The 14,374-nt window shown below is 53.5% G+C and carries 12 protein-coding genes; 3 read left to right on the top strand and 9 right to left on the bottom strand.

The genetic code is table 11. The features are described 5' to 3' along the window. Positions 1–55: 55 nt before the first annotated feature. Entirely contained in the window at positions 56–2,095 is a 2,040-nt protein-coding gene (locus ACFR81_RS04420) for a GDSL-type esterase/lipase family protein (RefSeq protein WP_343874670.1), read from the bottom strand. A gap of 292 nt (positions 2,096–2,387) precedes the next feature. On the opposite strand from ACFR81_RS04420, the gene ACFR81_RS04415 reads away from it, so the two are divergent. After that, positions 2,388–3,338, top strand: a complete 951-nt coding sequence (locus ACFR81_RS04415; protein ID WP_343874666.1) for a ketopantoate reductase family protein — start codon at positions 2,388–2,390, stop codon at positions 3,336–3,338. Between the two features lie 291 nt (positions 3,339–3,629). Continuing rightward, positions 3,630–8,522 (top strand): NAD-glutamate dehydrogenase, encoded by a 4,893-nt coding sequence (locus ACFR81_RS04410; RefSeq protein ID WP_343874664.1) that lies wholly within the window; start codon positions 3,630–3,632, stop codon positions 8,520–8,522. A gap of 106 nt (positions 8,523–8,628) precedes the next feature. Here ACFR81_RS04410 and ACFR81_RS04405 read toward each other — a convergent pair whose 3' ends face one another. The 6 genes from ACFR81_RS04405 to ACFR81_RS04380 all read right to left on the bottom strand — a co-directional run bounded on the left by ACFR81_RS04405 (position 8,629) and on the right by ACFR81_RS04380 (position 12,994). Then, entirely contained in the window at positions 8,629–8,910 is a 282-nt protein-coding gene (locus tag ACFR81_RS04405; protein ID WP_343874661.1) for a VOC family protein, read from the bottom strand. A 228-nt stretch (positions 8,911–9,138) separates the two neighbouring features. Beyond that, complete coding sequence (locus tag ACFR81_RS04400; protein ID WP_343874659.1) at positions 9,139–9,912, bottom strand: nuclear transport factor 2 family protein; 774 nt, start codon at positions 9,910–9,912, stop codon at positions 9,139–9,141. A 34-nt stretch (positions 9,913–9,946) separates the two neighbouring features. Continuing rightward, positions 9,947–11,323, bottom strand: a complete 1,377-nt coding sequence (locus ACFR81_RS04395; protein ID WP_343874657.1) for an NAD-dependent succinate-semialdehyde dehydrogenase — start codon at positions 11,321–11,323, stop codon at positions 9,947–9,949. 158 nt (positions 11,324–11,481) lie between these two features. Further along, positions 11,482–12,108, bottom strand: a complete 627-nt coding sequence (locus tag ACFR81_RS04390; RefSeq protein ID WP_343874655.1) for a DJ-1/PfpI family protein — start codon at positions 12,106–12,108, stop codon at positions 11,482–11,484. A 73-nt stretch (positions 12,109–12,181) separates the two neighbouring features. Continuing rightward, entirely contained in the window at positions 12,182–12,559 is a 378-nt protein-coding gene (locus tag ACFR81_RS04385; protein ID WP_343874653.1) for a hypothetical protein, read from the bottom strand. Positions 12,560–12,769: 210 nt separating this feature from the next. Next, on the bottom strand, positions 12,770–12,994 hold the full coding sequence (locus ACFR81_RS04380) for a helix-turn-helix domain-containing protein (protein WP_343874651.1): 225 nt from the start codon (positions 12,992–12,994) through the stop codon (positions 12,770–12,772). Between the two features lie 137 nt (positions 12,995–13,131). On the opposite strand from ACFR81_RS04380, the gene ACFR81_RS04375 reads away from it, so the two are divergent. After that, positions 13,132–13,383, top strand: a complete 252-nt coding sequence (locus ACFR81_RS04375) for a hypothetical protein (RefSeq protein ID WP_151146111.1) — start codon at positions 13,132–13,134, stop codon at positions 13,381–13,383. A 36-nt stretch (positions 13,384–13,419) separates the two neighbouring features. Here the strand turns inward: ACFR81_RS04375 and ACFR81_RS04370 are convergent, their stop codons facing one another. Together ACFR81_RS04370 and ACFR81_RS04365 are read right to left on the bottom strand one after the other, a co-directional pair. Continuing rightward, complete coding sequence (locus ACFR81_RS04370) at positions 13,420–13,881, bottom strand: GyrI-like domain-containing protein (protein WP_343874647.1); 462 nt, start codon at positions 13,879–13,881, stop codon at positions 13,420–13,422. Between the two features lie 260 nt (positions 13,882–14,141). Then, positions 14,142–14,374: hypothetical protein (locus tag ACFR81_RS04365; protein ID WP_377148652.1), on the bottom strand; the 233-nt coding region annotated here is incomplete at its 5' end.

Here is a 14,374-nt window from a genome sequence, read left to right as displayed (position 1 = left end):
TCAACTTTTGATGAAAAGTTGACCCTTTTTTGCACCTCAACGCACTAGAGAACGATTAGTGCACCCGCACGCCTTCCGAAGCACTCCAGGTCAATTCCTGGCCCTTGCTGAATTTCACGTGGATACGCCCGTCGGTTTCCACATGCTCATCTTCAACCGGGTAACCAAAAGTAGAGGTATATCCGTTGTTGATGAAATGGTAGTAAAGAGCGCCCTTAGAATTCATGACGTGCGTGCCAGTGCTCGCTGACCAGAAGAAACCAAATTCGCGGTTATCGGCAGTGCGAGTGTACTGGACGGCGCCGCCATTACCTGCGGAAATCTCTTCGGTGACCGGGAAACCCATGTTCGGAGCGTGCCCCAAAGAAACCCACTTCTTGAAAATAGAACCATTCCCATTCATGCCATGCACCCCAGTATTAGGTGCCCAGTACATGCGGGTTTCTTTACCGTTGAGGTTGAAAACTTGACGGGTGCCATTTTCGAATGCTGTCTCGTTTTCGGTGGGGAAGCCATAGGTTGCAGTTCCGCCGTCGCGAGTGAACCGGCTACCAATAGCGCCACCCTCCCACACCTTGTACGCACCAAAAGCAGGTGACCAGTAGAAAGCACTTACCTGGCCGTTAGCGTCGCGGAATTTTTGCATCGCTCCGTCTGGGATAGAGGTTTCCTCCATATAGGGGTAACCCGAGGTGCGCTCGTAACCGGCATTCTTATACGCCTGCCCGAGCGCCCCCGAGAACTTGACGGAATGAGCGCCTTCGCGCGGCGTCCAATAGATGCTGTAGCGGTTAGAAAAAGCCTGATAGACCCCGCCATCCTGTAAAGCGATTTCATTAGATACCGGCACACCAAAACGCGAAGTTCCCAAGTTATCTGCATGGAATTGACCTACTCCACCCTTCAACGTAAAGCCGCGAAGAGCCGCCTGCAGGGAGTCTCTCACATGCGGGGCGAGGAGGTACTGATTCTTATCGGCAAAATGTAGTGCATCTTCGAGACCACCTTGAACCTGATAGTCACTGACCCAATACTTATATGAAATAAAAGTGAGGTTTTCTTCCTGAGCAAACTTGCGCAAATTTTCTGCCAGTGCAGCTCGTGCCGCATGGTCAGGGATGTTCTGCGAAAGCGGGTCAGTCAAAATGATTTGAGTCCCGGGATAAGCTTTTCTGAGCTTCTGAACGATTTGGCGCGCGTTAGAACTTACTTCTGCAAATGATTTTCCGGCATCGTTACCTGATCCTTGAATATAGATCGCCCGAGGAGCGCCATCGGGTAGTAACCACCGGTTTTCTACAACGCCCTTGAAGTAGTTAATGTCTCCGCTGATAGGGGTCGGGGTTCCATTGGAATAGGTATAAGTACCGTCTGCGTAGTCTTTACGACAGCCAGTATCTGGTCGTGAAGCAACCATGCCGGTGCCACCGCAGCGGTAGAACCATGGGGTGTATCCCGCATCTCTGATGCCTTTACCTACCCACGAGTCTCTCCATACCTGGGAATCACCAATCGTCAGAATGTCACCGGCGTCAATGTGCTGATCAGCGCGCATGATAAGCCCTGAATTGGTGTCTAAAACGTACGCGCCGTTAGAGAAATAGGTCTTAATGCCCCGGTCACTTCGCTCGGAGTAAAGAGGCTGGCCCCAGCCATCGCGCGTCTCATGAATCCATCGCTGGTACACTTCGTTCGCCATGGGAACAGAACCCTTGCCCGGCGAATATACTACGGTTCCCTGCTGAAAGAACTTCACCCAGTATCCGCTACCGATGCCGATATTCGCGGAGACCGCGGTACCAAAACCCCAGTTACTGGCTACTTTATCCATGTCAGCGATAGGGTCGGCTGCTGCCGCCGCTGAAACCTGAATGCGGTCCGCCTCTATATTTTCGTTACTGTGGGTGGGAACTTCACCGTCGTAACCGCTCACATCGGCGGGGACGCTTTCCGCAGCGGATGGTTGAGTAGGAACAGATTGGGTGGGTCTCGGCTGAGGGGCAGCGAACGCGGGGGATACGAAAAGGGGTGCTGCTACCGTGCAAGCAAGGGCTGCAGTAACTGAGGTTTTTCGCCAGAAAGCAGATGAATACATAAGGGGGATCTTTCTTAGATAACAAAAAGGAAAAATATGTGAGAGAGATAGACTCGACTCACTCCTAATAATAGAGCGCAGGGCGCAAAGACAAGACGAAAATCTGGATATTTCTCCTCCTGTAGATCCTCTCAAAATAGGAAGACAGTCAGCAAAGGCTCCTCCGAAAAGTACACCGTTAGCGCAAAAATACATGCTCAAGCTTGTACTTTTGCAGTAGCGGTGTACGGTCTGTTCAGAAGCAAAGATAAGATGCAACCATCAGAATTTCTTCGCTTACAAGGGAGTAGTCATGAAGGTTCTTGTCTATGGTGCAGGCGCAATGGGTCTGTATTTCGCGGGCAGGCTCGCACAAGCAGGGCACGAAATCTATCTAAAAACCAGGAGCGAATGGGGCGAACCCACACTCACTCTTCAGAGCCCCTACCAGACTAACGAAGTGGTAGCTCTCTCCGGCATATTTACCGAAGTACCTGAGTCGCTCGACGTCGACGTGGTTATCTTGGCAACTAAAGCTTGGCAGATTTCCGATGTAGTCAAAGACCTCCGCGGCAAAATTTCTTCTGGCGCGGCAATACTTACCGTGCAGAATGGCATTACTGCCCCAGAGAACGCCAGTGAATGTTTGGAAGAGTCTTCCATAGTGGCGAGTACCTGCGTGGTGATTGTCCAGCGAACTGCCCCAGGCGTTGTCAAGCTCCTGGGGCACGAAGCCAAATTGGTAGCTGGAGAATTTGTATCCCGTAATGGAAAAGGTCTTTCTACCGTTATCGCCCTGTTTAAAAATACTCCGATTGACCTGACGGGAACTGACGATATTCGTCGGGCGCTGTGGAAAAAGCTGGCGCTTATTTCTTCGTATGGAGCGGTAGGAGCTGTTTCCAATCTATCTGTGGGGCAGACTCGCTCTCATGAAAGTACCCGGCAGATGGTGCGCGATTCGATGGACGAGTGTGCACAGGTGGCTCGCGCGCACGGGGTGAATGTGACTGAGAGCGATATTGCAGATATATTCGCGATCTATACCGATGGATTTGAAGAAGCTACAACGTCCTCTATGCAACGGGACCTCGCAGAGGGTAGACCTTCTGAACTAGAAGACCAAGTCGGCGAAGTAGTCCGACGGGCGCACACCGTGGGAGTTGAGGCCCCTACTCAAAACTTTATGTATCGGGTGCTACTCGCCCGAGAGGAAATCGCGCGAAATGGCAGAACAGCGAAAACAGTGGAAGCAACAAACTAAGAATTTCCGCAAAAAGAGCTAGGTAAATATAACTCGGGGCTCTTGCTCAAAAAATACACCGTTAGCGCAAAAATACATGCTCAAGCTTGTACTTTTGCACTAATGGTGTACTTTTATGTGTCGGCTTCCCCTTACTGTGCCCGTTGGATGAATCCTCAACCTTTTGAATAACCGCCCGTGGCTTGATTCACGTATTCTCCCCGACCAGATAAGGTATATGAGACGGCGCTTTCACCGCGCCACCACAGGGTCACAATGGCGTGACCGTAACCTTTTACTCGGAGGCATATTTTGCACGCTCAAGACGGCGCAAATTTCACCTGGTCAGGCAATGATGAGTGGATCGGTCAGTACTACCGCCACACTTCAGAAGAAGAACTGCAGGGCTATTCGCAAGAAGAACTAGAAAAGCTGGCAGGTGCGCACCGTAAATTGGCGTCGCGCCGCGCACCCGGCGAAGCATTGGTAGACGTCATGGAGGACGGCTCACAGAGCATTTTGCTCATCGCAACGGACGACATGAGCTTCTTGGTCAGCTCCATTACCGCCGAGATTGCCGCTAAATACGGCGGAATTTCCTCGCTCAACCACCCCATTTTCATTGTGGAGCGCACCGTCGATGGTGAGCTCGTTTCCATCCAGCCCACCGGCGTTGAACAGCCTGTGGCGTCGGGTGATACCGCAGCTCTTCCTTCCCTACGCATCTCCCAGCGCGCAGATTCAAACACTCAACTAACAATCGAGTCCTGGATTTCGGTTCGCCTTGCGTCCTACCTCAACCCCGATGAACGAACCCAGTTGATTTCTGACGTCCACACCATCCTCAGCGATGTTCAGCTTGCTGCCAACGACAGCACGGCAATGGCGCAACGTGTGTTAGAAATTGCCGAGGGTCTGGAGCCGCTTCAGGACATCACCTTGGGTGGGGCGGAGCACTACTCCGGCTACCTAAATTCTGAGGTTGATCCAGCCTCCCGCGTGGCAAGTGTGCAGGAATTCTTGCGTTGGCTGGCCCGCGGTAATTTCCTGTTTATGGGAGTGAAAGAGCGCGATCTGAGAGGCTCAGGCTCAGAGGTTACTTTGACTGACCGCCCCGGAACCGGCCTGGGCGTGCTGGCGGGTGAAGATTCCAATAGCTTCACCGTGACCGGTTTCTCCGCAGAGAATGCCCATGACCCCCAGCCTATTTACATCACCAAGGCGAACTCTCGCTCCACTGTGCACCGCCATGAGTACCTGGATTACATTGGGGTGCGCGACTTCGATTCTTCGGGCAACGTGATTGGCGAATACGTTATTTTGGGTCTGTTCTCCTTGCAGGCTTACTCCCTACCTGCCAGCGAAACCCCGCTGGTGCGTGAACGCGTAGCTATCGTGCGCCGTCGTCTGGGTTTCCAGCCTGGTTCGCACTCTGACAAGACCCTGACGGGCATCATTGAGGCATACCCGCGCACCGAGCTACTTCATACAAACGTAGATAAGCTCACCGAAATTTTCCGCGGAATCATGGGCTTGGAAGAGCGACGCACTACCCGCCTTTTCTTGCGTCCCGACGATTTCGGCCGCTTTGTTTCCGCTATCGTTTTCTTGCCGCGCGACCGTTACAACACCGGTGTTCGCCAGCGTATTGAGCAGGTTTTCCGCGAGGAAATTGACCTAGACTCCCAGGACTTTGAGGTTCGCCTCTCCACCTCATCGCTGGCACGCCTGTTCTTCCGCTTGCGCCTGGCTCACCCCCATGAGCTACCTGACCTGGATACCGCCAACATTGAGAAGCGCCTTCAGCGTGCAGTGCGTTCTTGGGGTGAGGCTACTGTTGCCGCACTCGAAGCTGCTCACCCTGGGGATGAAGGACGTGCGAGTGCTAGCGCCTGGTCTGAGGCTGTGCCTGCAACCTACCGCGCTGACTATAGCGTGGATGAGCAGATTGTAGACATCGATATTTTTGAGTCGCTCTCTACCGACGACGCTAAGCCTGCTGCCGTGCGCATTTCAACGGACGAACAGGGCGCGCGCGTCAAAACCTACCTCTCACAGGCACATACTCTGACCGAGTTACTCCCGGTTATGCAAAATATGGGTCTGACCGTTATTGACCAGAAGCCTTACGAAATCAAGCCTTCTGATGGTCGCTCTTTCTTGCTCTACGACTTCGGCGTGAAGTTCCCCGCCGGCGTCAACCCCGCAGAAGTAGCCGATGTGTACGAGGATGCCCTGAACGCTTACCTACAACAGCGCCGTGAGTCAGATTCACTCGACCGGTTGATGCTCGCCGAAAAGCTCGACTGGAAGCACGTTGCGGTTCTGCGTACCTACACCCACTACCTGGGTCAGTTGGGCCGCGGGTTCACCCCCGAATTTATGTCGGACACCCTGCTGGCATACCCCGCCGTAACCGGACTTTTGGTGGACTTCTTTGCAACCAGCTTTGACCCCGAGAAGAACCTCTCCGAGGACGAGCGTGAAAGCACCCGTCAGGATATTTCGGCAAAGATTCAGGAAGCTTTAGGGGAAATTCCTACGCTGGACGCCGACCGCTTCTTGCGTTCTATGGCAACCGTTATGGCGGCAACTCTGCGCACCAACGCTTTCTTGAACGACTACGGTGTGGCTATCAAGGTAGCTCCTCAGGAAATCGACTTTGCACCGTTGCCCCGACCCAAGTTCGAAATTTTTGTGTACTCACCGCGCGTCGAGGGTGTTCACCTGCGCTTCGGTTCAGTAGCTCGCGGCGGTTTGCGCTGGTCTGACCGCCGTGAAGATTTCCGCACCGAAGTTCTTGGCCTGGTAAAAGCTCAGATGGTGAAGAACTCGGTCATCATTCCCACCGGCGCTAAGGGCGGCTTCTTCCCCAAGCAGCTCCCCGACCCCGCACAGGACCGCGATGCTTGGATCACCGAAGGCCGCGAGTCTTATAAGATTTTCATCCGCTCGCTGCTTTCCGTTACCGATAACCTCTCGGTGGGTGAAGACGGAAGCGAAACCGTTGTGTGCCGTGAGGGCATTATTGCCCGCGACGGCGACGACTACTACCTGGTGGTTGCCGCCGATAAGGGAACCGCAGCGTTCTCAGACACCGCCAACGCCATTTCCGAAGAATTTGGCTTCTGGCTAGGAGATGCTTTCGCATCCGGTGGTTCGGTAGGTTACGACCACAAGGCAATGGGCATTACCGCACGCGGTGCCTGGGAATCGGTCAAACGCCACTTCGCAGAATTGGGCCGTGATGACCAGACCGACCCGTTCACCGTCGTCGGTATTGGCGATATGTCAGGTGACGTCTTCGGTAACGGACTGATGCGCTCGAAGGTAGCGCGCCTGGTTGCAGCCTTCGACCACCGCGACATTTTCCTGGACCCCAACCCCGATGCCGCCGCGGCCTTCGATGAGCGTGTGCGCCTCTACAACCTGCCCCGTTCCTCGTGGCAAGACTACAACCCCGAACTCATTTCAGAGGGTGGTGGCGTGTACTCCCGCCGAGCAAAGTCCATCGAAATCACCCCGCAGGTACGCGAAGTGCTGGGCCTGGATGAATCGGTGACCGAGCTGGCTCCGGCAGACTTGCTCTCCGCCATCCTCAAAGCACCCGTAGATTTGCTGTACAACGGCGGTATCGGTACCTATATCAAGGCATCCACCGAAACTAACGAGCAGGTTGGCGACAAAGCAAACGACTCGCTGCGCATTAACGGTGCCGACGTTCGCGCCACCATCATTGGCGAAGGCGGCAACTTGGGTATGACCCAGCTGGGGCGTATCGAAGCCGCAGAAAACGGTGTCATTCTCAACACCGACGCCATCGATAACTCCGCCGGCGTGGAAACCTCTGACCGCGAAGTCAACATTAAGATTCTCGTGGACCGCCTGGTCTCTCGCGGACTTCTTGATGCTAACGAGCGCGCCGCCTTCATCGAATCGCACCGCGAGGATGTTGGGCATCAGGTTCTCGAAACCAACATTAAGCAGAACGTGCTACTACAGGCAGAACGCCACGGCGTTATCCCCGGTGTCAGCGCCTACATCCGTTTGATTCATGACCTCGAAGAAAACGCAGGTCTAGTGCGCGAGGTGGAATTCATCCCCAGCGACCAAGAAATTGAAGAACGTTATGCCCAAACCGGCATCACGCTCACCAGCCCCGAGCTGTCCGTTCTTGCTGCCTACGTGAAGATTCACCTCACCGAAGAGCTAGAGAAAACCACCTTTGCCGATGACCCCTACCTAGAGGGCGTTCTACGCGAATACTTCCCGCCAGCTCTAGTGGAGCGATTCGGCGAGCACCTGGAATCCCACCCGCTGCGTCAGGAAATTATTTGCACACGCGTCGCTAACGAGCTGGTAGAAACTGCCGGAATCACCCACGTATTCCGCGCACAGGAAGAAACCGGTGCAGGGGTAGACGCCATTGCCCGCGCCTTCATCGTCTCCCGCGAACTGTTCGACATCGGATACGCCGCGCAGATGCACCGCGACCTGCCCGCCTCCACTCCGTTGGAAGCATGGCAGTCCATCATCCGCGATTGGCAGCGTGTACTTGACCGTCTGGTCCGCTGGTTCATTACCGAGCGCTCGGTTGTGGTGGGAACTCCTATTGAGGAACTCATCCAGAAATACTCCCAGGTGCGGGATCTCCGCCGCGACCTGCCTCAGTACCTCTCCGACGAGTCTCGCGCACGTCTAAACGTACTGCGCACCCAGGCGGAAGAATGGGGAATCCCCGAGGACCTCCTGGTCATCTGGATTCGTAGCTTTGAAGGCTTCGCTCTCATGGACGTAGCTCGCATAGCCGCTGCCAATGACCTCGACGTCGATAAGGTAGCGCACATCTACTTCTCGGTCTACGACCGCTTTGGAGTAGATGAGCTGCTCACCTCTATCTCCCACCTGCCGCGCAACGACCGCTGGGAAACCCTGGCACGCTCGGCGCTGAGAGATGACCTCTACGAGATTGCTGCTGCTTTGGCGCTCGCCGTCGTACGCGACCAGAACGTGGAGCGTACTCCCGCATCTGCCGAAGAGGCCGACGGTATTCTCACTACCTGGGTCAATGAACACCCCGTTCGTATGGAACGTGTGGACTCCACGCTGGCTCAGATTGCTGAGGCTGCCCCCGGTGAGGACGGGCGCCCCCGACTGGCAGTGCTCTCGGTAGCGTTGCGCGCCTTGCGTGGAGCGGTCTCCTAGTTCTCCTCTACGTTGAGGTGCAAGAAAGGGTCAACTTTTTGACGGAAAGTTGACCCTTTCTTGCATCCCAGAGGGGGCGACTTATCGCTTTTCAGGCACCCATGCTTTAGCCTGGGCCAGCGCCAATAACCAAGAACCTCTGCTTATGAATCGCTGCTCCACTGGGCAGACCAAGCTGACGTTCGACGTCGGTGCCCTGGCGAGGTTCGTCGTCTTTGGTGAGGCCATCGTAGGCGACCTTCGCGCCTAGTCCATCTTTGAAGAACTGGGTGGCGGCGTCGAGATCGGGAACGGTGACGCCGATGTGCTGAATGGCGCGGAGCGAGCAGGTGAAGAAATTTAGGGTGGTGGCCATCGATGCTACCGATGCCGCATTGGTGACTCCCACGCAAAAGCTACGCCGAGGCGCATTTTACGAACGGTTTGAGCGAGAAATTAGCCAGATGTACGAAGGATAGAGGGTGGCGTAGTTTATCTATTGGCGTGCAATGCGACGGGTTCAGAGTGAGAGGCCACCTCTACATTCTTGGTGTTCTTTCTACAAGACCCTTTTTATAAAACTGGTCTCAGAACAAAATGTTCCGAGACCAGTTTTCGCTTAAAATGTTAGAGAAATTTAGAAAATACCGTGCTGATGCAGGGCTTCCGAATCAGCAGGAACTTCTCCAATGGCGTCCCACAGTTCAACAATCTTTCCGTTATCTACGCGCCACAGCTCGCAGTATGAATGCCTTACTCCGCCGATGCTTCCTTCGGAATGAGTCAGAACAAACTGACCCTGCGCAACGGTGCGATGAATCCGGTCGTAGACAAGACCTTCGCCGTCCTCCCGGATTTTGCGGAGAAAATCCACGCAATTTTGCGAGCCATCGGCAATATCGGGAGAGTGCTGAAAAAACCGATCGTTCTGGGTGTAATCAATAAAACCTGAATAGTCGCCGCCGATGAGCGTGCGTGTAAAGAACTCTATTACGGTCTTACGATTATCTTCAGTCTGGCTTTCATCGCCAGGATCGGTAGTGCCATCGAGCTGGGTTCGTCCGCTTGGATTCGGCGCCGCCTCGGGAACAAGGTTGTCCCAATGCTCCACTATTTTTCCATCGTGGACCCGATAAATATCGAAGCCAACAAATGGGGTCTCCTCAATTCCTTCGAACCGTCCGTGAAGTGCTACGAGATGATTCGCGGTATCCGTAATGACCCGGGCGTTGGTGTACTTAAGGCTCTCACCGAGGTCTTCGACGAAAGCTCGCAAACCTGCGGCATCGTCAGCAATCAGGGGTGAATGCTCAACAAAATCCTCAGCGAAATATTCATCCAACACCGAGGTATCATGCTGATCAAATAGCCGGGTATGTGCTTCAAGAACGAGTTGACCAATATCTGCCATTGTTTTCTCCCTAACTCTGGTGTGGCGAGAGGTTCTAGTCTGCTACGAAATACATCCGCTTGTTGACGAACTCATCCATGCCATACGGGCCAAGTTCGCGGCCGTAGCCGGAGTTTTTGACCCCGCCAAAAGGTACCTCTGCGCCTTCGGCGGCGTAGGTATTGACATTCGCCATTCCCACTTCGAGCTGCTGGCCCACCTTTCCGGCGCGAGCGACGTCTTCGCTGAAGACGCAACCACCCAACCCATATTGGGAGTTATTGGCAAGCTCAACGGCTTCTTCATCAGAGGAAACCTTGAAGACGGTAGCTACTGGACCGAAGAACTCTTCGTAGTAGATTTCTGAGCCTACGGGGATGTCGGTGATAACCGCGGGTGCGAAGTAGGAGGAGTTTTCGTCGAGGAGGGTGCCGCCGGTGCGCAAGTTGGCACCCGCTTCTACGGCCTTGTCCATCTGGGCCTTGAGGTTTTCTGCCGCTGAACGAGAGGAAAGTGGCGTGAAAACCGTCTCCGAAGCCTCTGCCGGTTTACCGGGTTTCATAGCTTCTGCAAGTTTGACGAGCTCATCTACGAACTCATCGTAGATATCTTCCATCACGATGATGCGCTTGTTGGAATTACATGCCTGCCCGGTATTGTACATGCGTGTTGCCCAGGCATCTTTAGCTGCCTGTTTAACGTCGGCGGTATCAAGGATGATATAGGGGTCAGAACCGCCCAGCTCCAGGACGACCTTTTTGAGGTTCTCACCGGCTATAGCGGCAATAGCAGAACCAGCGCGTTCGGAACCCGTCAACGAGACTCCTCGTACGGCGGGGTGAGCAATGAGGTCTGCAATCTGGTCATGGGTAGCGAAAATATTTTTATAGACGCCCTCGGGGACACCCGCTTCTTTCATGATGTCTTGGATAGCTAGAGCCGAGCGCGGGCAAATCTCCGCGTGTTTCAAAAGAATCGTATTGCCTAGCATTAGGTTGGGCGCAGCAAAGCGGGCAACCTGGTAGTAGGGAAAGTTCCAGGGCATGATTCCCAGAAGCACACCCACAGGACGGCGTTGGATGTAGGCTTTGCCGTCCATCTCAACGGGGATTTCTTCATCTGCAGCGAACTTGGGGCCGTGGTCAGCGTAGTAGTTGAAGATAGCGGCGCAGAACTCTGCTTCTTCTACACCCTCTGCAAGGGGCTTACCCATTTCTAGAGAGATAATTTCAGCGAGCTTATCTTTGCGTTCCTCGAAAAGTTCTGCAACGCGAGTAACAATCTTTGCCCGGTCTTCGATAGGGGTCTCACGCCAGGTTTTGAAGGCTTTATCGGCGGTTTCGGCTGCTACCTTTATGTCTGCATCGGTGGCGAAATCAAAGGTCTCAGCGACTTCTCCAGTGGTGGGGTTCTCTACACGGTAGGTTTTCATCTTTGGCTCTCCATTCGCTTAACGTGACAGGGTTAACTCTTATCATTTATGATGTAAGTCACAGAGTCAAGGAAAGTTTTTGCAGTTACGCGCGTGGGGTCGCATTTAGAGAGGGTGAAAAATGTGCAAAGTAAAAAGGTGTGAGGGGTGTTGTTTTCCTAGCTGTATGCGAGAGCGGTAGGCTCCCCCGCAAATGGGTCATCCTTGGAGTTCTTTGTAATTACAATTTCTGCGCGACTACAGATGCGATCGCGTTCATCTTCCCCCACTAACTCTGCGATGAGTGCAGCAGCCATGTCGATGCCAGCTGCAATACCGGAGGATGTCCAGAGGTTGCCATCATGCACCCATCGAGCAGAGCGCTCCCATTGGATATTGTGACCGCATGATTTGACCCATTCGAAGGCGCGTTTATTACTGGTAGCTCGGTGGCCGTTGAGAATTCCAGTGCAAGCAAGGAGGGCGGCCCCTGTGCAGACTGAGCTCACAATATCTACTTGCGCGCTGGCAGTCTTGAGCCAGGCGAGAAAGCCTGTATTAGCGGTAAGCGGGCGTGTGCCCCGTCCGCCGGGAACCATGAGCAACTGGGTGGAATGAGTTTTCTGACTGAGAAAGTCTGCGTATGTTCGGTCTGGTACCACGCGCACACCTTGCGCACTTTCTACTGGTTCAATAGTGGGTGCCAGATACTCAACCTGCCAGCCCTCAACAAAACCAAAAAGCTCAGCGGGTCCAAATACATCGAGGAGCTCGAAACCCTGAAAAAGGACGATGGAGATGCGCATGAGGTCAGCTTATAAGAAAGTGCTGGGCTATCTGAGGGGTTTGGCCCTGGATGACGGCAGCGAAATACCGAAGCTAAATCGTGGCGTCGACGTCCTCTTGGAGAGCGAGGCCTCGGCGTAGTGCACCTTCAATGAAATAGATAATCATGAGGAGCAGAAATCCGCTCAAGAACGGAACGTTCGCCCATTCTTGATTGATGGTGACATGAGGATAGCTCTGGAAAATAGCGAGAATTTGCGAGTCAAGAATAAAATCAAGTGCCCAGTAAGCGATAAGTCCGATGATAAGAATCCACCGAATAAAGGAGAAATATTTAATTGATTTGCGTGTGAAATGAGCCCGCTCGTTGAAGGCTGCACATACCAGTGCCATGAGTACGCAAAATGCAGTTGCGACGACGAGGGGGAGAAGGTGGTAGCTCCACGCCAGGGCGAGGATGTGACCCGGCAACTCTGAAGTATCGAGAGTTGTTCGAACTGCTTTATCTATATCGTAAGAAGTGACCCATAATGGTTCTCGTGAAGGGTAAGGCCAGTAGAGAAAGGCTGTTATTGGGATAAGGATGGAAAGGCTAATAAAGCCGATGAGGGGAGACTTAAAGCTCCGCTCGGGAGAGTTGATATGAGCTCTGGGCAGGTTCGTTCATTGTTATTTTCCTTATCAATCCTTATCTAAGCCGAACAGCTCGCCCGGGGTGCATTCCAATACTTCACAAAGTGCGGTGAGGGTCGAAAAGCGGACTGCTTTTGCTCGATTATTTTTCAAAATGGATAGATTGGCCACCGAAATTCCAACGAGAGTGGAAAGCTCAACAAGGGTAAGCTCTTTCTCTTCCAGAAGATGTTCAAGATGGCATCGAATCCGATGTTCTTCAACGGGTGGCATGTGTGGAACCTTTTCCTAGGATGTTCTGATTCTGATTAAAGCATATCGATTTTCGATATGCTAGAGAATGGTCAAACACCACGTACAGGAAAAGAAGACAAAAATGGCTGTCCCAGCCCCTGCGACGAAGGAGAGCTATGCGCCAACCTCTCGCTCTAGCCGTATTCGCCCTTGCGGTAGCACTCTTTGTATACACCGCCTTTGTCGGTACGGCTTCGCCTGCGACAACCTGGGTTACTTTTGGCGCGCTCGTCGTTTTGTTTGGTCTGGCTGCTTTTCTAGCCGCTCCCCACAAGAAAGAAAGACTCTTTTCAACATCTCTGCTTTGCATGGTGATTTCGGTGCCCGCGCTGTTGCTCATTGCCGCGCTGGGAGAAATGTTGGTGTAATCGTTGAAGCATTCCCACCGATTTTCTCAATAAGCCCTATGCCTTCACCGGTAGCCACACCTGCATCGCATAATCCTCTGCGCCGGTGTCGCCGGGGCCGAAAATCTCCATGGCGGGGCCGTTGGGTTTGAGTCCGTGCTCGGGCAGGAAAGTGCTCACCAGGTATTCCAGTCCGGTCGACGACGCCAGGGGAGCGGGGCCGCGCACGTCCACAATCGCGTATTCGCCGGCAGGAACTTCCGCCGCGTTGAGTCCTAGCTTGCCGGCGCTCTCGCGTGAATCGACTACCAGCCCCGCCATGTAGTCGAATTCCTGGTTCTTATTAGCCCCAAAAATAATAGCTATTTGCTGGGCATGAGCAACGTTGGCGCCAGCTAAAGTTGTCGAGTCAACTACCTTCGTCCATAGAGTGGCGCGGCCCTCAAACTGATCGACAGTTTCTCGCAATCCGGCAACGACGAGAGCGGGTTTGTGTTCCACGCGGGCAAAATCAGACATAAAACTCCTTGAAACGAGCGGGTTGAGCATTAATCATCTCAGAAAACCCGCCACGCGCGTGAGCTCCTGCGCCCGCACACAACTTTGGTCAATTTTGAGGCGTTTTGACGCCCAAAACGCCTCAAAATTGACCAAATTTTATTGTAAATTCCGTTTTGATTCTAAAAGTGTTATCCATTGTACGTAATTTTCTTTACGGTGATAATTCTCATATTTTTCTAAAAATTTGCAAGAAATGCTTTTCATGAAGAACATGAGGCTTATTCAAAAGTCCTCCCAGCCGCATAAAACACCAACCCCCGAACCACCGCAAACACCCGCCCATACACGCTCAGCGGCCGCCGGAAACCTGTATGCAAAACCCGCCACGTCTTGACCTGCGCGATAACCCGCTCCACCACCGATCGGCGTGAATTAATGAACCTGTTCACCACCTTCACATCTGCAGGCATCCTGCGGGCTTTGCTGCGTCTTACTGGGGTGGCCAGCCCCA

This window comes from Rothia amarae (genome assembly GCF_042677725.1).
Lineage (GTDB): Bacteria > Actinomycetota > Actinomycetes > Actinomycetales > Micrococcaceae > Rothia > Rothia amarae.
Note: the sequence above shows the minus strand (reverse complement) of the source record. Positions and strands in the feature narration are given on the sequence as shown.